The 23,899-nt window shown below is 67.1% G+C and carries 24 protein-coding genes and 1 pseudogene; 19 read left to right on the top strand and 6 right to left on the bottom strand.

The window, feature by feature from the left end:
* Positions 1 to 27: 27 nt before the first annotated feature.
* Positions 28 to 2,931 carry an aminomethyl-transferring glycine dehydrogenase gene (gcvP, locus tag ACFJI0_RS07445; RefSeq protein ID WP_382324015.1) on the top strand — a complete coding sequence of 968 codons (2,904 nt, stop codon included), beginning with the start codon at positions 28 to 30 and terminating at the stop codon, positions 2,929 to 2,931.
* 318 nt (positions 2,932 to 3,249) lie between these two features.
* Positions 3,250 to 5,199 carry a B12-binding domain-containing radical SAM protein gene (locus tag ACFJI0_RS07440; protein WP_382324013.1) on the top strand — a complete coding sequence of 650 codons (1,950 nt, stop codon included), beginning with the start codon at positions 3,250 to 3,252 and terminating at the stop codon, positions 5,197 to 5,199.
* A 22-nt stretch (positions 5,200 to 5,221) separates the two neighbouring features.
* On the opposite strand, the gene ACFJI0_RS07435 is transcribed toward ACFJI0_RS07440, so the two are convergent.
* Complete coding sequence (locus ACFJI0_RS07435; protein WP_382324012.1) at positions 5,222 to 5,863, bottom strand: NrsF family protein; 642 nt, start codon at positions 5,861 to 5,863, stop codon at positions 5,222 to 5,224.
* Positions 5,860 to 6,423 (bottom strand): sigma-70 family RNA polymerase sigma factor, encoded by a 564-nt coding sequence (locus ACFJI0_RS07430; RefSeq protein ID WP_382324010.1) that lies wholly within the window; start codon positions 6,421 to 6,423, stop codon positions 5,860 to 5,862. Before ACFJI0_RS07430 ends, ACFJI0_RS07435 begins: the two co-directional genes overlap by 4 nt.
* Before the next feature lie 141 nt (positions 6,424 to 6,564).
* On the opposite strand from ACFJI0_RS07430, the gene ACFJI0_RS07425 reads away from it, so the two are divergent.
* The 4 genes and pseudogenes from ACFJI0_RS07425 to ACFJI0_RS07410 all read left to right on the top strand — a co-directional run bounded on the left by ACFJI0_RS07425 (position 6,565) and on the right by ACFJI0_RS07410 (position 8,897).
* A complete protein-coding gene (locus ACFJI0_RS07425) occupies positions 6,565 to 6,858 on the top strand; it encodes a DUF2282 domain-containing protein (protein WP_382158976.1) in 294 nt (97 codons plus the stop codon).
* 6 nt (positions 6,859 to 6,864) lie between these two features.
* Positions 6,865 to 7,699 (top strand): annotated as a pseudogene (locus ACFJI0_RS07420) (DUF692 domain-containing protein).
* Positions 7,696 to 8,442 (top strand): putative DNA-binding domain-containing protein, encoded by a 747-nt coding sequence (locus ACFJI0_RS07415; protein WP_382324008.1) that lies wholly within the window; start codon positions 7,696 to 7,698, stop codon positions 8,440 to 8,442. The pseudogene ACFJI0_RS07420 and the gene ACFJI0_RS07415 overlap by 4 nt, the downstream one beginning before the upstream one ends.
* Positions 8,439 to 8,897 (top strand): DoxX family protein, encoded by a 459-nt coding sequence (locus ACFJI0_RS07410; RefSeq protein WP_382324006.1) that lies wholly within the window; start codon positions 8,439 to 8,441, stop codon positions 8,895 to 8,897. The genes ACFJI0_RS07415 and ACFJI0_RS07410 overlap by 4 nt, the downstream gene beginning before the upstream one ends.
* Positions 8,898 to 8,918: 21 nt before the next feature.
* Here the strand turns inward: ACFJI0_RS07410 and ACFJI0_RS07405 are convergent, their stop codons facing one another.
* Complete coding sequence (locus ACFJI0_RS07405; RefSeq protein ID WP_382324004.1) at positions 8,919 to 9,548, bottom strand: hypothetical protein; 630 nt, start codon at positions 9,546 to 9,548, stop codon at positions 8,919 to 8,921.
* A gap of 220 nt (positions 9,549 to 9,768) precedes the next feature.
* On the opposite strand from ACFJI0_RS07405, the gene ACFJI0_RS07400 reads away from it, so the two are divergent.
* Entirely contained in the window at positions 9,769 to 10,197 is a 429-nt protein-coding gene (locus ACFJI0_RS07400) for a YciI family protein (RefSeq protein ID WP_382324002.1), read from the top strand.
* A 368-nt stretch (positions 10,198 to 10,565) separates the two neighbouring features.
* On the opposite strand, the gene ACFJI0_RS07395 is transcribed toward ACFJI0_RS07400, so the two are convergent.
* Positions 10,566 to 11,255, bottom strand: coding sequence for a hypothetical protein (locus tag ACFJI0_RS07395; protein ID WP_382324000.1), 690 nt, complete (start codon positions 11,253 to 11,255; stop codon positions 10,566 to 10,568).
* A 91-nt stretch (positions 11,256 to 11,346) separates the two neighbouring features.
* On the bottom strand, positions 11,347 to 11,601 hold the full coding sequence (locus ACFJI0_RS07390) for a helix-turn-helix domain-containing protein (protein ID WP_382323998.1): 255 nt from the start codon (positions 11,599 to 11,601) through the stop codon (positions 11,347 to 11,349).
* A gap of 105 nt (positions 11,602 to 11,706) precedes the next feature.
* Here ACFJI0_RS07390 and ACFJI0_RS07385 point away from each other — a divergent pair, with 105 nt between their 5' ends.
* The 6 genes from ACFJI0_RS07385 (at position 11,707) to ACFJI0_RS07360 (ending at position 17,645) form a co-directional block, all read left to right on the top strand.
* Positions 11,707 to 12,039: a hypothetical protein gene (locus ACFJI0_RS07385; protein WP_382323997.1), complete on the top strand. Its 333-nt coding sequence runs from the start codon at positions 11,707 to 11,709 to the stop codon at positions 12,037 to 12,039.
* A gap of 162 nt (positions 12,040 to 12,201) precedes the next feature.
* On the top strand, positions 12,202 to 12,567 hold the full coding sequence (locus ACFJI0_RS07380; RefSeq protein ID WP_382323995.1) for a hypothetical protein: 366 nt from the start codon (positions 12,202 to 12,204) through the stop codon (positions 12,565 to 12,567).
* 7 nt (positions 12,568 to 12,574) lie between these two features.
* Positions 12,575 to 12,940, top strand: a complete 366-nt coding sequence (locus tag ACFJI0_RS07375) for a hypothetical protein (RefSeq protein WP_382323993.1) — start codon at positions 12,575 to 12,577, stop codon at positions 12,938 to 12,940.
* A gap of 56 nt (positions 12,941 to 12,996) precedes the next feature.
* Positions 12,997 to 14,454, top strand: coding sequence for a hypothetical protein (locus ACFJI0_RS07370; RefSeq protein WP_382323991.1), 1,458 nt, complete (start codon positions 12,997 to 12,999; stop codon positions 14,452 to 14,454).
* Between the two features lie 191 nt (positions 14,455 to 14,645).
* Positions 14,646 to 15,140 (top strand): hypothetical protein, encoded by a 495-nt coding sequence (locus tag ACFJI0_RS07365; protein WP_382323989.1) that lies wholly within the window; start codon positions 14,646 to 14,648, stop codon positions 15,138 to 15,140.
* A gap of 78 nt (positions 15,141 to 15,218) precedes the next feature.
* Positions 15,219 to 17,645 (top strand): TonB C-terminal domain-containing protein, encoded by a 2,427-nt coding sequence (locus ACFJI0_RS07360; RefSeq protein WP_382323987.1) that lies wholly within the window; start codon positions 15,219 to 15,221, stop codon positions 17,643 to 17,645.
* A 9-nt stretch (positions 17,646 to 17,654) separates the two neighbouring features.
* On the opposite strand, the gene ACFJI0_RS07355 is transcribed toward ACFJI0_RS07360, so the two are convergent.
* The gene (locus tag ACFJI0_RS07355) at positions 17,655 to 18,320 is read right to left on the bottom strand and encodes a DsbA family oxidoreductase (protein WP_382323985.1); all 666 of its coding nucleotides are present in this window, start codon (positions 18,318 to 18,320) and stop codon (positions 17,655 to 17,657) included.
* A gap of 89 nt (positions 18,321 to 18,409) precedes the next feature.
* On the opposite strand from ACFJI0_RS07355, the gene aroE reads away from it, so the two are divergent.
* The 6 genes from aroE to ACFJI0_RS07325 all read left to right on the top strand — a co-directional run bounded on the left by aroE (position 18,410) and on the right by ACFJI0_RS07325 (position 23,896).
* Positions 18,410 to 19,231: a shikimate dehydrogenase gene (gene aroE, locus ACFJI0_RS07350; protein ID WP_382323983.1), complete on the top strand. Its 822-nt coding sequence runs from the start codon at positions 18,410 to 18,412 to the stop codon at positions 19,229 to 19,231.
* Positions 19,228 to 20,109 carry a DMT family transporter gene (locus ACFJI0_RS07345; protein WP_382323981.1) on the top strand — a complete coding sequence of 294 codons (882 nt, stop codon included), beginning with the start codon at positions 19,228 to 19,230 and terminating at the stop codon, positions 20,107 to 20,109. Before aroE ends, ACFJI0_RS07345 begins: the two co-directional genes overlap by 4 nt.
* 39 nt (positions 20,110 to 20,148) lie before the next feature.
* Positions 20,149 to 20,829: a TetR family transcriptional regulator gene (locus ACFJI0_RS07340; protein WP_382323979.1), complete on the top strand. Its 681-nt coding sequence runs from the start codon at positions 20,149 to 20,151 to the stop codon at positions 20,827 to 20,829.
* Between the two features lie 134 nt (positions 20,830 to 20,963).
* A complete protein-coding gene (locus ACFJI0_RS07335; RefSeq protein WP_382323977.1) occupies positions 20,964 to 21,500 on the top strand; it encodes a TRAP transporter small permease in 537 nt (178 codons plus the stop codon).
* An 18-nt stretch (positions 21,501 to 21,518) separates the two neighbouring features.
* On the top strand, positions 21,519 to 22,802 hold the full coding sequence (locus tag ACFJI0_RS07330) for a TRAP transporter large permease (protein WP_382323975.1): 1,284 nt from the start codon (positions 21,519 to 21,521) through the stop codon (positions 22,800 to 22,802).
* A gap of 92 nt (positions 22,803 to 22,894) precedes the next feature.
* Positions 22,895 to 23,896 (top strand): TRAP transporter substrate-binding protein, encoded by a 1,002-nt coding sequence (locus ACFJI0_RS07325; protein WP_382159012.1) that lies wholly within the window; start codon positions 22,895 to 22,897, stop codon positions 23,894 to 23,896.
* The last annotated feature ends 3 nt before the right edge of the window (positions 23,897 to 23,899 follow it).

Here is a 23,899-nt window from a genome sequence, read left to right as displayed (position 1 = left end):
CCGCCTCTTCTCCCGCCGGAGCCTTCCATGCTGATGCCCTCTGTCAAACCCCTCGGTGAACTCGAAAACCCGTCAGAATTCGTGGCGCGCCACATCGGCATCGGCCAGGCCGACGAGACCCACATGCTCTCGGTCATCGGCGAGGCCTCGCGCCGCGCGCTGATCGACGGCATCGTGCCGCGCAGCATCGCGCGCAGCCAGGGCATGCAGCTGCCACCGGCCGTCACCGAGGCCGCGGCGCTGGCCGAGCTCAAGGCGCTGGCGCAGAAGAACAAGGTGTTCAAGAGCTTCATCGGCCAGGGTTACCACGGCACGCTCACGCCCGGCGTGATCCTGCGCAACGTGCTGGAGAACCCCGCCTGGTACACCGCCTACACGCCCTACCAGGCCGAGATCTCGCAAGGCCGCATGGAAGCCCTGGTCAACTTCCAGACCATGGTGAGCGACCTCACCGGCATGGCCATCGCCAACGCCTCCATGCTCGACGAAGCCACCGCCGCCGCCGAGGCCATGACCCTGGCCAAACGCTCGGTGAAGAGCAAGGGCAACACCTTCATCGTCTCGGGCGACGTGCACCCGCAGATCATCGAAGTGGTGCAGACCCGCGCCAAACCCCTGGGCCTCACGGTGAAGATCGCGATGTCGGGCGAGGAATGGGCCGCCATGCTGTCGGACGGCGACTACTTCGCCGCCTTCACCCAGTACCCCGCCTCCAGCGGCTGGCTGCACGACTGGACCAAGGACGCCGCCACCGTGCACGGCAAGCAGGCCGCCTTCATCGTCGCCGCCGACCTGCTCGCGCTCACCCTGCTCAAGCCCCCGGGCGAGATGGGCGCGGACATCGTGGTCGGCACCACGCAGCGCTTCGGCATGCCCATGGGCGCGGGCGGCCCGCACGCCGGCTACATGGCCTGCCGCGACGAATTCAAGCGCTCGCTGCCGGGCCGTCTGGTCGGCGTGAGCGTGGACGTGCACGGCCAGCCCGCCTACCGCCTCGCGCTGCAGACGCGCGAGCAGCACATCCGCCGCGAAAAAGCCACCAGCAACATCTGCACCGCGCAGGTGCTGCCCGCTGTGGTTGCCAGCATGTACGCCGTGTACCACGGCCCGCAGGGCTTGAAGCGCATCGCCAACCGCGTGGCCGCCTACACCGCCATCCTTGCCAGCGGCCTGGAGCAACTCGGTCACCGCGACACCCACCACGGCGAACAAGGCGTGTTCGACACCCTCGCCCTGCACACCAAGGACCAGACCGACGCCCTCATGGCCCGCGCCGTGGCCCATGGCGCCAACCTGCGCAAGGCCTGGGGCGAGTACCTCATCGTCTCGCTCGACGAAACCACCACCCGCGACGACATCGCCCTGCTCTGGAAAATCTTCGCCAAGGACGGCCAGGCCCTGCCCGTCTTCGACACCTTCGAAAAAGGCGTGGAGCCACTCATCCCCGCCGAACTGCGCCGCACCAGCGACTTCCTCACGCACCCGGTGTTCAACACCCACCACAGCGAAACCGGCATGCTGCGCTACATCCGCGCGCTGTCCGACAAGGACCTCGCGCTCGACCGCAGCATGATCCCGCTGGGCTCCTGCACCATGAAGCTCAACGCCACCAGCGAGATGATCCCCATCACCTGGCCGGAGTTCGCCAACATGCACCCCTTCGCCCCGGCCGACCAGCTGCAGGGCTACCAGCTGCTCGACGAACAGCTGCGCGCCTGGCTCTGCCAGGCCACCGGTTACGCCGGCATCAGCCTGCAGCCCAACGCCGGCTCGCAGGGCGAATACGCCGGCCTGCTGGTGATCCAGGCCTACCACGCCTCGCGCGGTGAAAGCCACCGCAACATCTGCCTCATCCCCAGCAGCGCGCACGGCACCAACCCCGCCAGCGCGCAGATGGTGGGCATGCAGGTCGTCGTCACCAAGTGCGACGACAACGGCAACGTGGACATGGCCGACCTCCAGGCCAAGTGCGAACAGCACAGCGCCCACCTCGCCGCCGTGATGATCACCTACCCCAGCACCCACGGCGTGTTCGAGACCACCGTGAAGGAACTCTGCGCGCTGGTGCACCAGCACGGCGGGCGCGTCTACGTGGACGGCGCCAACATGAACGCCCTGGTGGGCGTGGCCGCGCCGGGTGAATTCGGCGGCGACGTGAGCCACCTCAACCTGCACAAGACCTTCTGCATTCCTCATGGCGGCGGCGGCCCCGGCGTGGGCCCGGTCTGCGTGGTGGAAGACCTCGTGCCCTTCCTGCCCGGCCATGCGGCGGGTGGTCTGCCGGTCAACGGCGTGGGCGCCATCAGCGCCGCGCCGCTGGGCAACGCCGCCGTGCTGCCGATCAGCTGGATGTACATCCGCATGATGGGCGCGGAGGGTTTGCAGCATGCCACCGAAGCCGCCATCCTCGCGGCCAACTACATCAGCAAGCGCCTGGCGCCGCACTACCCCACGCTGTACGCGAGTGCCAACGGCCACGTGGCGCACGAATGCATCCTGGACCTGCGGCCCTTGAAGGACACCAGCGGCGTGATGGCCGAAGACGTGGCCAAGCGCCTGATGGACTACGGCTTCCACGCGCCCACGCTGTCGTTCCCGGTCGCCAACACGCTGATGGTGGAACCCACCGAAAGCGAGACGCTGGACGAGCTGGACCGTTTCATAGACGCGATGATCGCCATCCGCGACGAGATCCGTCAGGTAGAGAACGGCGTCTGGCCGCAGGACGACAACCCGCTCAAGAACGCGCCGCACACCGCGCCCAGCCTCATGAAGGCCGACTGGCCACACCCCTATGCGCGCGACGTGGGCGCCGCCAGCGCCTCCACCCGGGCCCACGCCAAATACTGGCCGCCCGTGGGCCGCGTGGACAACGTGTACGGGGACCGCAACCTGTTCTGCAGCTGCGTGCCCCTGTCTGACTACGCTTGATGAAGTCCTGATCCCTCGCCTGCTGGGTGGGCGAGGTCGGGCACACCAACGGTGGTGCGCCTGCGTTGTTTCGCAGGACGGTGGCGGCGTCCGAATGCGCAGGCCCCCATTCGCGGTTGCCACAGAGGCTGCGCGCCGGCCAAGGCGTTGACGAAGGGGTGGTGGCGGACCCGGGCAGCCGCCCGCGAGCAGGGCCGGAGCAGTCGGATCCCGCCACCGGCCTGCCGCGAGGTGCAGGCCGGAAGCGAACCCAACAAACCCCGCCAAAACGAAAAAGAGGCCCCAAGCCTTAACATCGTCGCCACGCCCGAAAAAGCCATGACCACCCACGCCCCGCGCGTGCTGAGCCTCATCCCCCCGATGACCCAGCTCAACACGCCCTACCCCTCCACCGCCTACATCACCGGCTTCCTCCGCTCGCGCGGCGTCGACGCCGTGCAAGCCGACCTCGCCCTCGCGCTCGTCCTCAAACTCTTCACCCCCGCCGGCCTCGAAGCCGTGCGCGGCAAAGCACTCGCCCAACCCGAAGCCGATCGCAGCGGCAGCGTGCACGCCTTCCTCGACCAATTCGACCGCTACCGCGGCACCATCGGCCCCGTCATCGCCTACCTGCAAGGCCGCGACTCCACCCTCGCCCACCGCATCGCCGCGCGCGAACTCCTGCCCGAAGGCCCCCGCTTCAGCGCGCTCGAGGTCTACGTGGACGCCGCCCTCAGCGAAGAAGGCGGCGACCCCCTGGCCTGGGCCTTCGGCGCCCTCGGCGTGCAAGACAAAGCCCGCCACATCGCCACCCTCTACCTCAACGACCTCGCCGACGTGCTGCGCGACGCCGTGGACGAACGCTTCGCCTTCGTGCGCTACGCCGAATCCCTCGCCAGCAGCCAGCCCAGCTTCGAGCCCATGGCCGCCGCGCTCGCCGCGCCCTTCACCCTGGTCGACGAGGTGCTGCACACCCTCACCCTCGCCACCCTGGCCCAGCACAAGCCCGACGTGGTGCTGCTCTCCGTGCCCTTCCCCGGCGCGCTCTACGCCGCGCTGCGCATCGCGCAGACCATCAAGGGCCAGAACCCGCACATCACCATCGCCCTGGGCGGCGGCTTCGTCAACACCGAACTGCGCGAACTCGCCGAGCCCCGCCTGTTCGACTTCGTCGACTACGTCACCCTCGACGCCGGCGAACGCCCCCTGCTCGCGCTGCTGGAATTCCTGGACCGCAAGCGCTCCCGGCAGCGCCTGGTGCGCACCTTCGTGCGCGAGACCAGCGAAGCCGGCACGGCCACGGTGAAGTACATCAACTTCGGCGAACCCGAGGTGGCCTTCGAAGACGTGGGCACCCCCACCTGGGACGGCCTGCCGCTCGACCGCTACCTGAGCCTGCTCGACATGCTCAACCCCATGCACCGGCTGTGGAGCGATGGGCGCTGGAACAAACTCACCGTGGCCCACGGCTGCTACTGGAAGAAGTGCAGCTTCTGCGACGTGAGCCTGGACTACATCAGCCGCTACGAAACCGCGTCCGCCACCACCCTGGCCGACCGCATCGAAGCCATCGTCAACGAAACCGGGCAGACCGGCTTCCACTTCGTGGACGAGGCCGCGCCGCCCAAGGCCCTGAAAGCCCTGGCCGACGAGCTGCTGCGCCGGCAACTGCCCGTCTCGTGGTGGGGCAACATCCGCTTCGAAAAAACCTTCAGCCCCGAACTCTGCCAACTGCTCGCCGACAGCGGCTGCATCGCCATGAGCGGCGGGCTCGAAGTGCGCAGCGACCGGCTGCTCACCCTCATGAAAAAAGGCGTGTCCGTCGAGCAGGTCGCGCGCGTCACCAAGGGGTTTTCAGACGCGGGCATCCTCGTGCACGCCTACCTCATGTACGGCTTTCCCACGCAGACCGTGCAGGACACCGTGGACTCGCTCGAGTACGTGCGCCAGCTGTTCGAGAACGGCTGCATCCAGAGCGGCTTCTTCCACCGCTTCTCGTGCACCGTGCACTCCCCCGTGGGGCTGGACCCGGCCGCGTATGGCATCGAACTGGTGCCGCTGCCCGAAGTGACCTTCGCCAAGAACGACATCGGCTTCATCGACCCCACCGGCGTGGACCACGACGCGCTCGGCATCGGCCTGCGCAAGGCGATCTACAACTACATGCACGGCATCGGGCTGGACGAAGACGTGCGCGCCTGGTTCAGCCACCTGCACGACCCGGTGCCCAGGACGCGGGTGAAGCGGCACTTCATCGAACGGGCGCTGGACAAACGGGAAAGGGCTTGATCGCGGCGGTCGCCTTCGTGGACTACCAACGCAGCCAACGCCACCCGGCCAGCGCGCCCAACAACGCGCACGCCGCCATACCCAGCACGTACCAGACGGCGAGAAAGGGTGCCTGCATCTCAGGGCAATGCAGGGCATACACCGCGGCACCCACCGCGCCCGCCAGCCAACCCGCCGCGGCCCCCGTCAGCAAGGGGCGCGTGGGCGCCAGACCCCTCAGGGCCCAGAACAGCGCGACCCCCACCGGCAAGGCCGTGGCCATCACGTTGAACACGCAGTAGCGCCAGGTCTCGCCCAGCACCAGCGCCGCCCGCGTGCCGGGAGCCGCCTGCGCCAGCACCAGCATCGCCCAGGCCCACAACAACGCCACGGGCAGCCACAGCCCCCACGCCCAGCCGCGCACGCGCGCGCCCGGGTGGCCCAGCAGGAACACCACCACCAGGCCACTGACCGCCACGGCCAGCGGCATCGCCAGCTTGACCCCGAACGCCGGCGTGGCCCAGACCTCGCCCAGGTCGCTGCGCACGCCGTACATCAGGTGCACCCAGGCCAGCGCACACACCAGCCCCAGACCCAGCGCGAGCGCAAAACGGCGCTCACCCGCATGCCGGGGCACAGGGGTGGCGCCGGTGGCCAGGAGATTCATCAGATCGTCGGTTTTCATGATTGTCCTTTCCATTGGCGCGCCAGCGCCTTGATGCCCCGGTGCACCCCCACTTTGACGGCGGACTCACTCATGCCCGTGAGCCGGGCCGCCTCGGCGACCGACAGGCCATCGAGCTTGGTGTGCTGGATGGGCAACCGCTGGTGATCCGGCAATTGCTCGAGCAAGCGGCCCAGATCGCGCCGCGCCTCACCCGCCTCGCTGTCTGACTGCGCAAACACGTCCAGCTCATCGTCCAGGGGATCGTTGAACGCCTCGTGGCGGGCGCGCCGTCGCCACAAATCCACCAGCTTGTAGCGGGCCAGTGCATGCACCCACGCCGTCAGCGGCTCGCCCCGGCGGTAGGTCTGGCGCTGGGCGTGCACGGCCATCAAGGTCTCCTGCACCAGGTCTTCCACCTCGTCCGGCAGCTGCTGCAGGCGGCGCCGGAAATAGCCGCGCAGCAACGCCGCCAGGCGCTGCAGGAAACGGTGGTAGGCGGCGCCATCGCCGTCCAGCCCCGCCACAAAGAGTCCGTGCAATTCGTGTTCTGTCGCGGTCACGTCAGCTATTCGTGTCATGGCGCGAAAAGGTTACAGACAGGCCGAAATAAAAAAGCCGATCGATTCTGCGGCGGGCCTGTAACCAGCGCAGCGGCGGCGACGAAATAGCCATCGGTACGCACCAACTGGTTGGCGCGGCCCTACACAAAGGAGCCTTTCATGAACACCTCGCAACTGACCCTCACCCTGGCCACGCTGGCCGCCCTCACCACCGGCGCCGCGCTCGCGCAGTCCAACATGCCCGACACCAAGAACGCCGCCAGCGCCAAGGAACGCTGCTATGGCGTGGCGATGGCCGGCAAGAACGATTGCGCGGCCGGCCCCGGCACCACGTGTGCGGGCACCTCCAAGATGGACTACCAGGGGAACGCCTGGAAGTATGTGCCTGCCGGCACCTGCGTGGGCATCAAGACGCCCACCGGCATGGGGGCGCTGCAACCCGTCAAGGGCTGAACACCCATGGACCTGAGCGCCGGTCTCGGCCTCAAGCCCGAGCACGTCGATGCCGCCTGCAGCACGCGGGCAGCGGGCCTGTGGTTCGAAGTGCATGCCGAAAACCACCTGGTGGACGGCGGCCCGCGCCTGGCATGGCTGGAGGCCGTGCGCGCGCACCACCCGGTGGCGCTGCACGGCGTCTCGCTCTCGCTGGCTGCGCCACGAGCCGCCCGACAGCGGCCACCTGTCGCGGCTGGCGGCACTGGTGCGCCGGCTGCAGCCGGCGCTGGTGTCCGAACACCTCGCCTGGAGCAGGCTGGGGGCCCACTACGCGCCCGACCTGCTGCCCTTCGTGCGCACCCACGAAGCGCTGCGCCAGACGGCTGCGAACATCGGGCGGGTGCAGGACGCCCTGCAGCGCCGCATCGCGATCGAGAACCCATCCCACTACCTGCACCTGAAAGGCCACGACTGGGACGAGCCCGACTTCCTGCTGGAGCTGGTGCGCCGCACCGGCTGTGGCTTGCTGGTGGACGTGAACAACCTCTTCGTCTCGGCGCACAACATCGGCACCGACCCGCTGGACGCGCTGGACCGCCTGCCGGCCGACGCCGTGATGGAAATTCACCTCGCCGGCCACCACGAAGACCCGGCGCTCGGCGCAGGCCTGCTCATCGACGGCCACGACGCGCCCGTGGCCGAACCGGTGTGGCGGCTCCATGAACACCTCATCGAACGCATCGGCCCCAGGCCCACGCTGATCGAGCGCGACGGCAACCTGCCCGCCTTCGACGTGCTGATGGCCGAGCGCGACCGCGCCCATGCCCAACTGAGCCGGTTCGGCGAGGTGATGGCATGAACCACGCCGACTTTCAGACCGCGTTCTGGCACGACCTGTGGTCGAGCGATGAGCCCGCTTCACCCGCGCTGGCCCGCCAGCCCGGCTTCATGGTCTACCGCAACACCGTGCTCAAAGCCTGCGTGGACAGCCTGCTCGCGCTCCACCCCGCCGTGCGCCAGCTGACCGGCGACAACTGGCTGGCCGCCGTGGCGCTGGCGCACGCGCGCGAACACCCGCCGCAGGCCGGTTGCCTCGCGAGCTATGGCGAAGACTTTCCGCAGCACCTGGCGCGCGCGCTCCCCGCAGGCGAATGGCCCTGGCTGCCCGAGGTGGCGCGGCTCGACGCATTGTGGAACCAGTGCCACACGGCCGCCGACGCGCCCACGCTGCCGCCTGCGGCACTGACGGCGCTGGACGCCACCACCCTGCCCCGCAGCGTGCTCGTGCCCCACCCCGCCGCGCGCTGGCACGTGTGCACCGAATGGCCCGCTCTGAGCCTCTGGCGCGCCGCACGCGAAGCCCTGCCCGACCCCAACCCACCCCACTGGCACGGCCAGCACACGCTGCTCACACGGCCCCAGGGCACGGTGCTGGCCCACGAGATCGGCCTGGGCGCCTGCGCGCTGCTCGACGCCTGCGCCCAGGGCCAACCCATCCCCGACGCTGCCGCCCGTGCCCTGGCGGCCGAACCCGGCCTGGACCTCGCCGCCACGCTGGGCCAGCTCATCACCCACGGCGCCTTCACGGCGGTTGCACCATGAACACCCTTGCACGCACGACCCACGCCACCGAAACCATTCGCCTCTGGCTTGAGCGCTGGATCTCGCACGACCTCATCGCCCTGGCCAGCCGCCTCAGCATCGCCGGCATCTTCTGGCTCTCTGGCCGCACCAAGGTCGAAGGCTGGTTCAGCCTCACCGACACCACCTTCCTGCTGTTCAGGGAAGACTACGCACTGCCCCTGATTCCCCCGGAGTGGGCGGCCTACCTCGCCACCAGCGCCGAACACCTGTTCCCCGTCCTGCTCGTGCTCGGCTTCGCAGCCCGGCTGTCGGCCGCCGCGCTGTTGGGCATGACGGCCGTGATCCAGTTTCTGGTGTATCCAGCCGCCTGGCCCACCCACCTGACCTGGGCCGTGCCGCTGCTCTATCTGCTCGGAAGGGGCGCGGGGCGCTGGTCGCTGGATGCGCTGCTGCTGCACCGAGAGGGTGGATGAAGAGCCGGGGCATTCCGCCCGTTAGGGCGTTGTGCCGGCAGACTTCACCTCGGAAAGCTTGCAGCCCTTCTTGAGAAACAGATCGGTCAGGTGCTCGCTGCGCGCCTGCGCCAGCTCGCGGGCCTGCTCCGCGTTCACCAGGCGGGTCTGCACCTGCATCATCTTCTCCACGCTGTCCTGCATGCTCGCGCGGCGGGCGTCGGCGGCGGCCTGCATGGCGAAGCTCTGGATCTGACCACCACCCGGAATCAGGCTGAGCAGGCTGCTGCCCACCGACGACCCCACGCCACCGCCGCCCATGCCGCTGGCCTGCTTCATCATCTCGTTCTGGCTGGCCATCATGGCCGCCTGCGCCTGCTCGGCCTCGGCCCCCCGTTCCTGGCTGGTTTTTTCCAGCACCTGGGTTTCCGCATAAATCTGCGCGCAGCTGAGTTCGCCATCGCCCAGCTTCTTCACGTTTCGCGGCATCGGCATCATGGCCCCCGCGCCCATCGGCATCGGTGGCAGGCCCGCGACATCGTCGGGCTGATCGGCCAGGGCGGCGGCCCGCGCCGCCCCTATCTGCGATGCCACTTGCGCGCACACCGCCCAAGGCGCCAGCGCCAGCAAGCCATACAGGGACAGACGCGTGATCGCAGCGGCGGACGGCATGAGGATCTCTCTTTTCGGTTGAACGTGCGGGCGGCTGAAAAGCCCGGCGGGAATTTTCCGGCGCCCCGCGCGCGGCGTAAAGTGACGCGGGTCATATTCACGCAGGCCGGCGAGATGTTCTGTGACGCTTCAGCCGATGGCAGGTTGTCGAAATGGCGCGAGCTGAACCGTCGTACTGAGGCGGGCGGGTGGCTGCCCCGATCAATCCAAGGAGATCAAGATGCGATTCATAGTGATGGTGAAAGCAACGAAAGACAGCGAAGCCGGCGTGATGCCCACGCAAGAGGAATTCGCCGAGATGGGCGCGTTCAACGAGGCGCTGGTCAAGGCGGGCGTCATGGAGGCAGGTGAAGGCCTCCACCCCAGCGCTCGCGGCGCCCGGGTCGCGTTCTCGGGCAAGGAGCGGCAGGTGATTGACGGGCCGTTCCCGGAGACCAAAGAGCTGGTCGCCGGCTTCTGGATCTGGAACTGCGGCTCGCTGCAGGACGCGATCGAGTGGGTGAAAAAGTGCCCCAACCCCATGCGCACCGATTCCGAAATCGAGATCCGGCAAATCTTCTCGGCCGAGGATTTTGGCGACGCCCTGACACCCGAACTGCGTGAGCAGGAAGAGCGGCTGCGCAAAGAGGTTCAGTCGCGGGCCGGTTGATCCGTTGCCAGGCGGCCGCGTTGAGGTGGTGCATCTCGCACAATGTGGGCCCGCACAACTCTGGCCGCCGTTGAACGTGAAGCGCCGCAACGCGGGCCCGGAATGCGCCAAGCCCATCACCAGCACGACGTATGGATCAGTGCGGGGAGTCAACGTGATGCCCGGCGTGCCCTATCGGCACGGGCAGCGTGGTGACGCGGGATATTCCGGCGAATGAGTGACTTGCCGGAGGATCCGGTCGATTGCGAGCTGAATGAAGAAGGCGATGGTGACATCAGCTAGGCCGCGCCGAAAGTCTGTGTCGGCTCATTGGTATAGGAGGAATGGGGCGCGCCAACTATGCGGAAACGGCGCCCCGAACATCACTCCTACAGGTCTCTTGAACGAGAGTCGTTCGAATCGAATACTCCACTTTTTCGTTGCTCGCGGCGAATCTCCTCAGCTCTCAACCCGCTATCGAGGAAATACAGCAACGACATTCCTCCTCCCGAGCCTCCGCCGAATCGGAGCGCCCCGTCGAAGAACGTAGTCGAATCTAAGTAGTGAAGTGACAACACATTCAGGACCCTCGACAGGCTGCCCAAAGCGGTATGCATTTGCAACCGAGATGCAGATTTCAACGGTTCTCCACCTCGCTTCAATGCAAGGTCGAGATCACGATGCGCAAGGCGGCGATTTCTCCAGTCCCTACAAAAATCAGAAGCCTCCAAAGCATCCGCCACGGCTCCAGAAACGGATGCTTTCAGAACGTCATCCCTGGTCGCTTCTTCGAGCGCCCGTATAGAGAGATTCGTCTTTCCCATTGATTTGGCCGGGTCGGTCAACCTAGCGATGTGAAGGATTACGCTTTCCCATAGGGTGTCCTGCATCAAACGTGTGAGCGCAGGCGCTGCCTCGTTGAGGAGCACTACACGTGACTCTTTGGTTCCGAACAATGTGACGTACTCAGCCCATGCTCGATACAGCCATGCGAGCTCCTGCCAAAGTTGGGAATAAATTGATCCCAACTCCTCACCCATCACATCCACATTTCGAAGCCTAGCTTCTTCTGCAGTCAACTGGTTTGACGCCATATGAACAAGTAACAGCTACCGAAAGATGGGGGCGCCACTTCAAGCGATCGACAACTGCTCACGGCCTCCGCTGCAATTACTGAGGATCCTTGAGCAGTTCCCAAGCCTCCACACCCAACGCATCAGCCAAGCGTTCGATGTTGCTCAAAGACACATTCCATACGCTGCGCTCAACAGCTGAGACATAAGTCCTGTCCAGCTCGCACATATGGGCCAGCGCTTCCTGCGACCAGCCTTTCTCGGCCCTGAGCGTGCGCACATGCCACGCAAGTGTTCCTCGCAGGTCGCCCTTCGCAGGCTTTTTTTTCGGTGGAGTGGGTTTGGCAGACACCACGCGAGGATGGCAAACTGCTACATTTGCATCCACGGAGTTTGCATCTCATATGAGAAGCATCCCAAGCAAAGCGTCCATACGATTAATCACCCCGGGAGGAGCATGAAATCGCCCAGAAAAACAGCCAAGCACACGTCCGGTGAACCGCCTATCGAAGAGCGCGTTGTCTCCCTTGCTCCTCACATCCTCCTGCTGGCTCAACAAGCCACGGAGCAGCTCACAGAGTTGTCCTTGACCGTGGACGCAGGCATCTCGCTGGACACTGCCGTGGAGCCCGAGAGTGCGGAAGACGCGCTGGAAACCTTCGCGCCGGCCGAACAGATCGCCGTGATGCGCCGCTCCATCAAGGCCGAAATGCGGCGGCAGGTGAGAGCGCTGGGCTATTCCATTGAGGCTATCTGCACCTGCGCCACCGAGTTGAAGCTTCGGCGATAGCCCGTCAGCCAGGCACCCTCCACCGTCAAAGCGCGGCACCTAGATTGCGCATGTGTTGACGCCAACGGGCTGAATGCTCCCCCAATTTGAGGATTGCGGCCGGGGCAGCAGCAGCCTAGAGTACGTAACAGACCGTTACTTCGACACGGAGGGCAGACACCCATGAAGCTGTTTGACTATCTCATCAATGCGGCAGTGATTGCGGTGGTAATAGGCCTTCTGGCTTGGTGGTACCGAGGCCAGATCAGGGATGAGGTGCTGAAGGGAATTCAAGGCGAACTCACCAATCTTGAGAACCGGCTGACCAACAAAAACAAGCAAGACATCGCAGACGTCGAGCAAAAGTCGGTGAACCGCATCGTGCTCTGGAAGGCTGCGCAGGACGGTGTATTCGCGGAGCATGCCCCCCTCATCAAGACGGCGTGTCAATCTCAGGCGGCCACCTTGAAGAACTGCATCGCGGCCACGAACGCGCGGGACCAGAAACTCCACCAGCTTTCCCCAACAACCGTCGTTGCCGCCCGCTGAGGTGCCCATGAAACCACCCATTTCTTCCAGAGCGACCGCCTTGGTCATGATCTTCGCGGCCATCATGGCGGCGGGGTGCAATACCTTGATGGTGCCTGTGGCCATGTCCTGCCCGGTGCCCAGCGAATACCTCAAGGCGTGTGATGACTACACCGCACTCACATCCAAGGAGCGGACCAATGCGCTGGCCAAGGCCGGAGACGAGGGGGTGCTGGCCTTACACCTCACGCACGACCACTACTACCTTGGCTTGTCCGATTCCAGCCGGATGTGCGGCGAGCGCCATCTGGCGCTGTCCAAGATGGTGGCCGCCTGCAACCAGAATGCGGAGGACATGCGCCCCAAAATCCACAAGGTCATCAGTACCAATTGAGGTGCCCGTTCCTGGGAAACACAGCGCATCATGTTCATACGTTCACGGGAGATTGGATGATGTCGCTCCTGCACTGCACTGTCAGTCAGACGCTATCTGGTCGAGCGCAATGGACGTGCCTGGGCGCATTCGCCTTGGGGTTGGCGTTCATTGCCGAGGTCGCCTCAGCCAATGGACCACAGTGCAACACGCGAAGTGGTTTTGTCGCCAATCAGCCAGAAGAAAATCCTCTAAACGCGGCGGCGGAAGAAGTTGAATCAACTCAGCCAGTAGCACGGGTGGCGAGCCCGTCAGAGCCCCGCCAGAAGGAGACCATTCCGGTTCATCTGTCTCAGCTGGAAGGTCTTCTTGGTTTTCCCGGCCGGTACACCAATGGCGTTCCGGTGCTGGGTCTGAGGCTGGAGAACTACCCTGCGTTTGATCCGCTCAAGAACTGCAACCGCGTGGCGGTGGTGATGGTCAAACCGCGCATCGATCCTATAGGGCCCTCGCGCTGGCGCGCCTCGGTCGAGGACGGTCGTTTTGCCATCGAATTCGGTGAGGAGTTGGACAACAGGGCGCTCGTGCAGGATCCTGACGCTTCAAACCGGTTCTTTTGGGTGTTTCCGGGCAAGTTCGGACGCAAAGATCTGTCCGGCGCACCGTGGAACCTGACTCAAGCCTACGACGCGGCCTTTCGCCGAGAGGCTGCAGGGTCACCCAAACGCCGATGGATCGCCGAGGCGTATTTGAGCTTGGCGCTTCGCACGTACCGCATGCGGCAACTGGTGGCGGATTTCCCAGAAGGCGGTACGCCGCTGCGCACCGAGCTGCACCAGCGGCTGAGTGCATTGACCTCCAACGGATGCGCCAATGGAGACAAGCACCTGATCTGTGCGGCCACCGACCTGATCGAGATGAATGAAGCGGCATCCATCGGGACGGGGCTGTCTCCCGACGCGTTTCGCACAGGCGATGCGCTGTTGCAGAACTCGGGCATCAGCACGGGCTTGCGACAACTCGATTTCGCATCAACCAATGTCCAGGCGGCCCAAGTCGGCCCGAAGCTCAGCCCCACGCTGTTCGCTACGAAGCGAACGCGGGGTTACCTGAGACCTATCCGGTTGTGGGAGGTGGAAACGCTCCACGCTTGGTACAACACAACCGGGCGGCAAGCCAACCTTGAACTGTCTCGACAGGCGTCCAAAGACCTCCTGCTGCAATCGCATGTGGACTTCATTTCGGGCGCGGTGAACGACTGGAAAAAGCGCATTGACAAGCGGTATCCGCTTTGGACGGAAGCGGAACGCGTGTTCTTGACGCTTGTGAGCATCGACATGGAGAACGTGACCGGCTTCAGCTTGGTATTGCCCAGTGACGCTGCTGCGCCGTGTGAGGTGTTGCAACATAGCTCGAAGGCCGGACGATCGAATTGGTCGGTCACGAAAAGCCAGGCACGCCGGGTAAAGAATGCCGCGACGATCACCTCCAAGCGTTTCGCGGCAGTGTCAGGTCTGTCGTGCTTAGCGGCTTGACTGACCCGACCTCCACGGGCTTTGCGTTCTAAACCCGGAGCATGCTCGCATGGCAACCATCCGCCTTCGTCTGAAATCCCCCTTGGCGTTGCTGTGCATCCTCGTCGGGCTATCGCTCCCGGCCTTCGGGGCGGCGGACGAACGGGGACCGAAGATGTTCGAGAACTGGCGGGCTGGCGCACACCGCCGCCGTGGACGAGTTCACCCAGTTCCTGGACGCGCAGCGCGTGGGCCAGGTTCAACCCCTTCACGAGGTGCTTCGGACCGCATCGTCGTGGAAGCGGTGCGGCGCCGCGCCGTTTGCCGTGCCGCCTCGCCGGCAATGGGAGGCTGCCGCCAGCACGCTTCGGCTGCTCGAACAGTTGAAAGCCCGGGGCATACTGGCGAAGGAGGCGGAGATCGTGTCCGGCTACCGCCCCGAGTCGCTGGCAACTTGCGCTCAGAGCCGGGAATCGAGCGCCCACACCAAGTCGTACGCGGTGGACTTCCTGGGCTCGGCCCAGACGGCCAATGCGCTGTGCACGTTCTGGAAGAAAGAAGGGCGCGCTCTGCACATGGGCCTGAGCAAGTACGACTCGGGCCGGATCCATATCGACACTAAGCAGTACCGGACGTGGGGGTCCAACTGCACCTGCGAAACCTCGTACTGCCAGCCGTGCGCCAGAAGCTCGTCCAAGCGATGTTGACGGGCCGTCCTCAAGGTTCGCACGCTACCGTGAGATACGTCGCCCGGGGCCGGCGGTTTGGATACGACAATCGGCCTCATGTCCGCGCCACCCCCCTCTTCCCGCCCGATGCCGGCGGGACCGTCGCTGCGCACGGAAACCACCGCCCGTGGCCCGTGGGCGGGCATGGACCCCGAACGCCGGCGCATGACGCTGGCGCTGACGTTCTCCCTGATCTTTCACGCCCTGCTGCTGAGCCTGACCTTTGGCGGCCAGGGCATGGGCTTGCCGGGTTTCGGCTTCCCCTGGCAGGAGCGGCGGGCCGAGGTGCCGGTGCTGCATGTGGTGCTGGGGCCGGCGCAGCCGGGCGGCGCGCCCACGCCGGCCACCCCCGCGCCCGTGGCGCCCCCGCAGGCGCAAGCCCCGAGCGGGCAGCCCGTGGCGGGCGGTGCCCCGGCGCGCAGCAGCACGCCCGCGCCCGCCGTGGCGCAACCGGCCGCCCCGGCGGCCGAGGCCGAGGCACCGCCACCGGCCGTGCCCGCCCCTGAAACCCTGGCCGCCGCCGCCTCCACGCCACCCGCGCCCTCCCCCGCTGCGGCGGCACCGGTAGCAGCCAAGCCCCCGCCAGCCCCACCGCCGGAGGCACCGGCAGCGCCACCCCCGGCCCCGGTGCCGGCGCCCGCCGTGGTGGCAGCGGCCGCGCCCACGCCCCCGAGCATGGAGGCCGCGATGCCGCCGCCGCGCGACGCGGCGGAGATCGACCGCGAGCAACGGGCGCAGCGCGAACAGGCTGCCGCCGAGCGGGCCTTGCGCGAGCGCGCCGAGCAGGAAGCCCAGCAACTGCAGCAGCAGCAACGGCAGGAAGCTGGGCGCCAGGAAGCGAAGCGCTTCGAGATGGCGCGCCTGGAGGCCGAGCGCGCGGAAGCCGTTGCGCGCCAGGAGGAAGCGGCCCGGCAGGAAGCCGAGCGCGAAGCGGCGCGAGTGGAAATTGCGCGGCTGGAGGTGGAACGCCAGGAGGCCGAGCGCCAGGCCACGGCCCACGAAGAGGCCGCGCGCCGCGAAGCCGCAGCACAACAGGCCGAAGCCGCCAGGCGCGAGGCCGCCGAGCGGCAGGCGGCGGCTGCGCGGGCGGCGGCAGCGGCCCAGCAAGAGGCCGCACGGCAGGAAGCCGCTCGCCAGGAGAGCGCCCGGGCCGAGGCGGCGCGGCAGGCGGCCGAGCGACAAACCGCAGCGCAGCGGGAAGCCGCGCAGCAGCAACAACAACAGGCTGCGGCTCAGCAAGAGGCCCAGCGGCGCGAGGAGATCGCCCGCCAGGAAGCGGCGGCGCGGGCCGAGGCCGCGCGCCTGGAGGCCGAGCGGCAGGCCGCAGCCCAACGCGCAGCGGCGCAGCAGGCGGCTGCTGCAGCCCAAGCCCAGCGCGAGGCAGCAGCCCAGGCCCAGCAGGAGGCGGCTCGCCAGGAAGCCGCTCGGGTGGAAGCGGCCCGTGTGGAGGCAGCGCGACTGGAGGCCGAGCGCCAGTTGGCGGCGCAGCAGGCGGCAGCAGCGGCGGCCCAGCAAGAGGCCGCGCGGCAGGAGGCCGCCCGCCTCGAAGCTGTCCGGCTGGAGGCGGAGCGGCAGGCCGCGGCGCAGCGCGCTGCCGCGCAGCAATTGGCCGCGCAAGAAGCCGCACGCCAGGAAGCCGCCCGGGCCGAGGCCGCGCGGCTCGATGCCGAACGGCAAGCGGCGGCGGCGCAGGCGGCGGCCCAGCAAGCAGCCGCGCAACAAGCAGCGGCACAGCAGGCCGCAGCTCAACAAGCGGCAGCGCAGCAGGCAGCAGCAGCAGCAGCTGCGGCGCAAGCTGCTGCCGCGCAACAGGCGGCGGCCCAGGAAGCCGCTCGGCAGGAAGGCGCAGCTAGGGCGGCCGAGGCAGCGCGGCAGGAAGGCGAACGCCAGGCGACTGCGGCACAGGCCGCCGCGCAACAACAAGCCGCCGCCGCTCAACAGGCAGCGGCGCAGCAGGCGGCCGCTCAGGACGGCGCCCGCACCGAGGCCGCGCGCCTGGCGGCCGAGCGCGCGGAGCACGAGGCCAAGCGCGAAGAGCGGTTGCGCGCGATCGGCCGGCAGCTGGACGAGGAACGCGCCCGGCGCGACGCGGCCGATGCGGCGGCGCTGCGCGACCCGCAGGGGAGCCCGCTGCGCCGGGGCCGCCTGTTCGGGCTGGTGGACAACAACGAGGAGCTGGTGCGCTACGCCGAGGCCTGGGCGCGCAAGATCCAGCTGAACAGCAACACCTTCGAGCTGGTGCGCGAAGCGGTGAAGCAGCCGCACACCAACCCGGTGGTGACGGTGGCGATCCGCGCCGATGGCTCGGTGGAGTCGATCACCTTCGTGCGCACCAGCGGCGTGGCAGCGATCGACGAGGCGATCCCGCGCATCATCCAGAGCCTGGCGAACTACCCGGCGTTTTCACCCGCGCTGTCGCGCCAGTACGACGTGGTGGAGATCCGCCGCACCTGGCATTTCGACGTGGCGATCAGGCTGTACTGAAGCCCCGGCTCACTCGGCCGCGATCTGCCGCAGCGCCTGTTCGAACACCGCCGCCGGCTGGCCGCCGGAGATGAGGTGCTTGTCGTTGATGATGACGGCGGGCACGGAGTGGATGCCGTGGCTGGTGTAGAAGGCTTCGCGCTCGCGCACGTCTTGCGCGTATTCGTCGCTGGCGAGGATGGCTTTGGCCCGCGCTTCGTCCAGCCCGGCTTCGCGCACGCAACCGAGCAGCACGTCGTGGTGGCCCATGGCTTCGCTGCGGGTGTGGCAGGCGGCCATGAGCGCTTTCTTGAGCGCGTGTTGCTGGCCGGGCGCGCCTTCTTCGCCGGCCCAGTGCAGCAGGCGGTGGGCGTCGAAGGTGTTCCAGATGCGGCCCCGGCCTTCGGGGTTGAAGGCGAAGCCCACTTCGGCGCCACGCGCGCGGATGGTGTTGCGGATCTGCGCCTGCTGCTCGGGCGTGGAGCCGTATTTCTCGGCGAGGTGTTCGCCGATGTCCTGGCCTTCGGGGCCCATCTTGGGGTTGAGCTCGAAGGGCTGGAAGTGCAGTTCGGCCGACACGTCGCCCTGCAGTTTCTGCAGCGCTTCTTCGAGCGCGCCCAGGCCCACGGCGCACCAGGGGCACGAGACGTCGGACACGAAATCGATCTTGAGGGGGGTGGTGTTCATGGCCGCCATGGTAGGCCGGGGGCCATGCCCGTGGCCGGCCCAGGGGCTTGCGCCACAATGTTGCTTTCTCAACCCCGGCCTGCCCCACTCCCCGCTTTATGACCGACCGCTACGCCGTTCTCGGCCACCCCATTGGCCACAGCAAATCGCCGCTGATCCACACCCAGTTCGCCCAGAGCACGGGGCAGGACCTGGGCTACACCGCCATCGAGACGCCGCTGGACGGTTTCGCGGACACGGTGCTGGGCTTTCGGGCGAGCGGCGGGCGTGGGCTGAACGTGAGCCTGCCGTTCAAGCTGCAGGCGTTCGAGATCGCCACGGAGCCGAGCGAGCGCGCGCGGCTGGCGGGCGCGGCGAACTGCCTGAAGTTCGAGGGCGAGCGCATCCTGGCCGACAACTTCGACGGTGTGGGCCTGGTGAACGACCTGCAGCGCAACCTGGGCGTGCCACTCCAGGGCAAGCGCGTGCTGCTGCTGGGCGCGGGCGGCGCCACGCGGGGCGCGCTGCTGCCGATCGCGGCGGAGCTGCCGGCGCTGCTGTCGGTGGCGAACCGCACGCCCGAGAAGGCGCACGCGCTGCGGCACGATTTCGCGGCCCATGTGCCGCTGCAGACCGGCGGCTACGACACGCTGCTGGGCCAGAGTTTCGACGTGGTGATCAACGCCACGTCCACCGGGCTTTCGCAGGAGGCGCTGCCGCTGCCGGACGGCCTGTTCGCCCCGGGCGCGCTGGCCTACGACATGGTCTACGGCAAGGGCCTCACGCCTTTCCTGCGGCAGGCCAAGGCCGCGGGCGTGGAGCGCCTGGCCGATGGCGTGGGCATGCTGGTGGAGCAGGCGGCCGAAGCGTTTCTGTGGTGGCGCGGCGTGCGCCCCGACACCCAGCCCGTGGTGCGGCAGCTCACCGTGCCGCTGGTTTGAAATCCCGCCACTTCCTGCAACTGGTCGGCCTGTCGGCGCTCTGGGGAGCGTCGTTCCTGTTCATCCGCGTGGCGGTGCCCGAGATGGGGCCGCTGGTGCTGGCGGGTTGCCGCGTGGCGCTGGCCGGGCTCACGCTGGCGCTGATCATGCGGGGCCTGAAGCAGCAGCGGCGATGGCGCTACTGGCGCGAGCTGCTGTTGATGGGCGGGCTGTCGGTGGCCGTGCCTTTCCTGCTGTACGCCTGGGCCGGGCTGCGGTTGCCGGCGGGCTACAGCGCGCTGCTCAACACCACGGCGGTGCTGTTCGGCACCCTTGCCTCGAGCTGGTTCAAGGAAGACACGCTCACGGCGCGCAAGCTGCTGGGTTGCGTGTGCGGCTTCATCGGCGTGGGCCTGATCGTGCGGCTCGGCCCGGTGCGGCCTGACGCGGCCACGATCGCGGCGGCGCTGGCCTGCGTGCTGGCGGCCGCGTGTTACGGCTGCTCCACGCCGCTCATGAAGCGCGCCACCACGCGCATGCAGCCGCTGGCGATCGCGGCGGGCATCCACGCAGGCGCGATGGTGCTGGTGTTGCCGGGCGCGCTCTGGGCCTGGCCGCAAGCCACGTTCACGCCCACGGGCATGGCGGCGGTGCTGGTGATGGGCGTGGTCACCTCGGGCCTGGCCTACTGGGCGCACCTGCGCATCATCCGCCACGTGACGCCGGTGGCGGCGATGAGCCCGGTGTTCCTGATTCCGGTGTTCGGCGTGACCTGGGGCCACCTGTTCCTGGGCGAGGAGCTTTCGTCGGGCATCTTCGTGGGCGGCGCGCTGGTGCTGCTGGCTTCGGCGCTGGTGACGGGTTTCAACCCGCTGCGGCGCAACCCGCCGGTGCCCTGAAACGCCCGCAGCAGGGGCCCTCCGGCCTATACTGCGCAAATGAACGAAACGGTACATTCCAAGCGGCGGGCCGCGCGAAGCGTGGCGCCTGCCAAGGAAACCACCCGCACCAACGACCCGGAGCGGACCATGGCCAACATCCTCGAGGTCGCGATGGCGGAGTTTGCCGAAAAGGGCCTGGCGGGGGCGCGCATCGACGAGATCGCGGCCGCCACGCAGACCAGCAAGCGCATGATCTATTACTACTTCCAGAGCAAGGAGGGCCTGTACCTGGCCGTGCTGGAAGAGTCGTACCGGCGCATGCGGGAGATCGAGAGCCAGCAGCACCTGGAAGACCTCGAGCCCGAGGCCGCGCTGCGCAAGCTGGTGGAGTTCACCTTCGACCACCACTTCAGCCACGAGAACTACATCCGGCTGGTGATCTCGGAAAACATGAACCGGGGCCAGTTCCTGGCGCAGAGCCAGAGCATCCAGCAGCTCAATGTGCCGGCGATCTCGGCGATCCGCCGGCTCTACGAACGCGGCGTGGCCTCGGGCGTGTTCCGCCCCGGGCTCGATGCGATCGACATCCACGCCTCGATCTCGGCGCTCACCTTCTTCAATGTGTCCAACCGCCACACCTTCGGCCTGATCTTCAAGCGCGACCTGAGCGACCCGAAGATCGCCGCCGCGCGCCGCGACGCCATCGCCGAGATGGTGTTGCGCTACGTGCGCGCCTGACGCACCACCCCTCCCGGGGCCCTGTTTTTCACGACCCGACGGCCGGTGCGCCGACCTAGGGTAATCCCCGATTCGTGGAAAACTAACCAGTTCGTACATTACCAACTCGAACGGAACAAACCCAGGAGACCTGCGTGATCCAGAACCTCATCAACACCTACTGCCGGCTGCTGGCCTGGCTGATGGTGCTGTTCCTCGCCCTCATGGTGGTCATGGTGTTCGGCAACGTGCTGATGCGCTATGGCTTCAACTCGGGCATCACCCTGTCCGAAGAGCTGTCGCGCTGGCTGTTCGTGTGGATGACCTTCCTGGGCGCCGTGGTGGCGCTCAACGAGCGCGCCCACCTCGGCACCGACTCGCTGATCTCGCGCCTGCCGGTGCTGGGCCGCAAGCTGTGCCTGACCGCGAGCCTGGCGCTGATGCTGTACGTGTGCTGGCTGATCTACCAGGGCGCGTGGGAACAGGTGAAGATCAACTGGGACTCCACCAGCGCGGTGATGGAGACCTCGATGGCGTATTTCTATGCCAGTGGCATGGTGTTCGCCTTGCTGGCCGCGCCCATCCTGCTGCTGAACCTGTGGCGCCTGCTGGCGGGCCGGATGAGCGAGGACGAGCTGATCGGCATCCGCGAATCCGAAGACGTGCCGCCCCCCGGCAACCCCCAAGCCTGAACGCACCGGAAGACCGCCATGACCATCGCCATCTTCCTCGGTGCTCTGCTGGCCGCCATGGCCATCGGCATTCCCATTTCCTTCGCGCTGCTGCTCAGCGGCGTGGCCCTGATGTGGCACCTGGGCATGTTCGATGCGCAGATCCTCGCGCAGAACCTGATCGAGGGTTCCAACAGCTTCCCCCTGCTGGCCGTGCCTTTCTTCATGCTGGCCGGCGAGATCATGAACACCGGCGGCCTGTCCAAGCGCATCGTGAACTTCGCGATGGCGCTGGTGGGCCATGTGCGCGGCGGCCTGGGTTACGTGACCATCGTCGCGGCCTGCCTGCTGTCGGCGCTCTCGGGCTCGGCCGTGGCCGACGCGGCCGCGTTGACGGCCCTGCTGCTGCCGATGATGGTGAAGGCCGGCCACGACAAGGCGCGCAGCGGCGGCCTGATCGCGGCCTGTGGCGTGATCGGCCCCATCATCCCGCCCTCGATCGGTTTCGTGATCTTCGGCGTGGCGGCCAACGTGTCGATCTCCAAGCTGTTCCTGGCCGGCATCTTCCCCGGCATCCTGCTGGCCGCCGGCCTGTGGGCCACCTGGTGGTGGAGCACGCGGCGCGAAAAGCTGGAGCCGCCGCCGCGCAAGTCGGCCGGCGAGGTGCTCAGCGCCATGCGCAGCGCGGGCTGGGCGCTGATGCTGCCGCTGATCATTCTGGTGGGCCTGCGCATGGGCGTGTTCACGCCGACCGAAGCGGCCGTGGTGGCCGCCGTGTACGCCCTCTTCGTGGCCGGCGTGATCTACCGCGAACTCACGCTCAAGCAGCTCTACGAGGTGTTTCTGAACGCGGCCAAGACCACGGCGGTGATCATGTTCCTGGTGGCCGCGGCCATGGTCTCGGCCTGGCTGATCACGGTGGCGCAGCTGCCGGACCAGATCGTCACGCTGCTGCAGCCGCTGCTGGACAACCCCACGCTGCTGATGCTGGCCATCATGCTGCTGGTGATCGCGGTGGGCACGGCGATGGACATGACGCCCACCATCCTGATCCTCACGCCGGTGCTGATGCCCATCGTGAAGGCCGCCGGCATCGACCCGGTGTATTTCGGCGTGCTGTTCATCATCAACAACTCCATCGGCCTGGTGACGCCCCCGGTGGGCACCGTGCTCAACACCGTGGCCGGCGTGGGCCGCATGCGCATGGACGACGTGACGCGCGGCGTGATGCCCTTCATGCTGATGCAGTTCGCGGTGATGTTCCTGCTGGTGCTGTTCCCCTCGCTGGTCATGGTGCCGGCGCGCTGGCTGATCGGCAACTGAGCTTCCCTTTCCACACCCGGCCTGTGCGCGGTGCGCCGCGGGCCGAGGTTCCCCGGATGCCAGCGCACTGCCCTTATTTCTTTGGAGACAACATGAAACGCCTGATGCTCAAGACCCTGGTCGCCGCCCTCGCGATGACCGCCTTCGGCGCCGTGCACGCGCAGGACAAGACCATCAAGTTCGCGACCCAGAACCCCAAGGGCCACCCGATCGTGATGGGCATGGAGAAATTCGCCGAGCTGGTGGCGGCCAAGTCCGGCGGCAAGATGAAGGTCAACCTGTTCCCCGGCGGCACGCTGGGCAGTGACCAGGCCAATGTGTCGGCCATCCAGGGCGGCACGCTGGAGATGGCCTCGATGAACTCGGGCATCTTCGCCAGCCAGGTCAAGGAATTCGCGATCTACGACTTCCCCTTCATGTTCGCCAACTCGAAGGAGGCCGACGCCGTGGTCGACGGCCCCTTCGGCAAGAAGCTGCACGACAAGCTGCAGGAAAAAGGCCTGATCGGCCTGGCGTACTACGAGCTGGGTTTTCGCAACATCACCAACAGCAAGCGCCCCATCACCAAGCTGGAAGATCTGGAGGGTCTGAAGCTGCGCGTGATCCCCAACCCGATCAACGTGGACTGGGTCAAGGCCCTGGGCGCCAACCCCACGCCCCTGCCCTTCCCCGAGGTGTACGCGGCGCTGGAGCAGAAGGCGATCGACGGCCAGGAGAACCCGCTCACGGTGATCAACGCCAACAAGTTCTACGAGGTGCAGAAGCACGTGGTGCTGAGCAACCACCAGTACAACCCGCAGTCGGTGATCATCAGCAAGAAGTTCTGGGACAACCTGGACGCGGCGCAGAAGAAGATCGTCGCCGACGCGGCGCAGGAATCGGCGAAGTACCAGCGCGAGCAGGCGCGCGGCCAGGTGGCGGTGGCGCTGGACAACATGAAGAAAAGCGGCATGCAGGTGACCGAGCTGTCGGCCGCCGAGACCGACAAGCTGCGCGACAAGCTGCGCCCGGTGATCGCCAAGTTCGCGGTGACCGTGGGCCAGGACACCGTTCAGAGCCTGCAGGCCGAGCTGGCCAAGGTGCGCGGCAAATAAACG

This window comes from Hydrogenophaga sp. UC242_53 (assembly GCF_042696965.1).
Taxonomy (GTDB): Bacteria; Pseudomonadota; Gammaproteobacteria; order Burkholderiales; family Burkholderiaceae_C; genus Hydrogenophaga.
The sequence above is the reverse complement of the archived record's forward strand: the minus strand, read 5'-3'. Positions and strand labels throughout refer to the sequence as shown.

Excerpts from the sequence above, each read along its gene's own strand:
- gcvP (WP_382324015.1), top strand. The coding sequence starts at position 28 with ATGCTGATGCCCTCTGTCAAACCCCTCGGTGAACTCGAAAACCCGTCA.
- ACFJI0_RS07440 (WP_382324013.1), top strand. The coding sequence starts at position 3,250 with ATGACCACCCACGCCCCGCGCGTGCTGAGCCTCATCCCCCCGATGACC.
- ACFJI0_RS07435 (WP_382324012.1), bottom strand. The coding sequence starts at position 5,863 with ATGAAAACCGACGATCTGATGAATCTCCTGGCCACCGGCGCCACCCCT.
- ACFJI0_RS07430 (WP_382324010.1), bottom strand. The coding sequence starts at position 6,423 with ATGACACGAATAGCTGACGTGACCGCGACAGAACACGAATTGCACGGA.
- ACFJI0_RS07425 (WP_382158976.1), top strand. The coding sequence starts at position 6,565 with ATGAACACCTCGCAACTGACCCTCACCCTGGCCACGCTGGCCGCCCTC.
- ACFJI0_RS07415 (WP_382324008.1), top strand. The coding sequence starts at position 7,696 with ATGAACCACGCCGACTTTCAGACCGCGTTCTGGCACGACCTGTGGTCG.
- ACFJI0_RS07410 (WP_382324006.1), top strand. The coding sequence starts at position 8,439 with ATGAACACCCTTGCACGCACGACCCACGCCACCGAAACCATTCGCCTC.
- ACFJI0_RS07405 (WP_382324004.1), bottom strand. The coding sequence starts at position 9,548 with ATGCCGTCCGCCGCTGCGATCACGCGTCTGTCCCTGTATGGCTTGCTG.
- ACFJI0_RS07400 (WP_382324002.1), top strand. The coding sequence starts at position 9,769 with ATGCGATTCATAGTGATGGTGAAAGCAACGAAAGACAGCGAAGCCGGC.
- ACFJI0_RS07385 (WP_382323997.1), top strand. The coding sequence starts at position 11,707 with ATGAAATCGCCCAGAAAAACAGCCAAGCACACGTCCGGTGAACCGCCT.
- ACFJI0_RS07380 (WP_382323995.1), top strand. The coding sequence starts at position 12,202 with ATGAAGCTGTTTGACTATCTCATCAATGCGGCAGTGATTGCGGTGGTA.
- ACFJI0_RS07375 (WP_382323993.1), top strand. The coding sequence starts at position 12,575 with ATGAAACCACCCATTTCTTCCAGAGCGACCGCCTTGGTCATGATCTTC.
- ACFJI0_RS07370 (WP_382323991.1), top strand. The coding sequence starts at position 12,997 with ATGATGTCGCTCCTGCACTGCACTGTCAGTCAGACGCTATCTGGTCGA.
- ACFJI0_RS07360 (WP_382323987.1), top strand. The coding sequence starts at position 15,219 with ATGTCCGCGCCACCCCCCTCTTCCCGCCCGATGCCGGCGGGACCGTCG.
- ACFJI0_RS07355 (WP_382323985.1), bottom strand. The coding sequence starts at position 18,320 with ATGGCGGCCATGAACACCACCCCCCTCAAGATCGATTTCGTGTCCGAC.
- aroE (WP_382323983.1), top strand. The coding sequence starts at position 18,410 with ATGACCGACCGCTACGCCGTTCTCGGCCACCCCATTGGCCACAGCAAA.
- ACFJI0_RS07340 (WP_382323979.1), top strand. The coding sequence starts at position 20,149 with ATGAACGAAACGGTACATTCCAAGCGGCGGGCCGCGCGAAGCGTGGCG.
- ACFJI0_RS07330 (WP_382323975.1), top strand. The coding sequence starts at position 21,519 with ATGACCATCGCCATCTTCCTCGGTGCTCTGCTGGCCGCCATGGCCATC.
- ACFJI0_RS07325 (WP_382159012.1), top strand. The coding sequence starts at position 22,895 with ATGAAACGCCTGATGCTCAAGACCCTGGTCGCCGCCCTCGCGATGACC.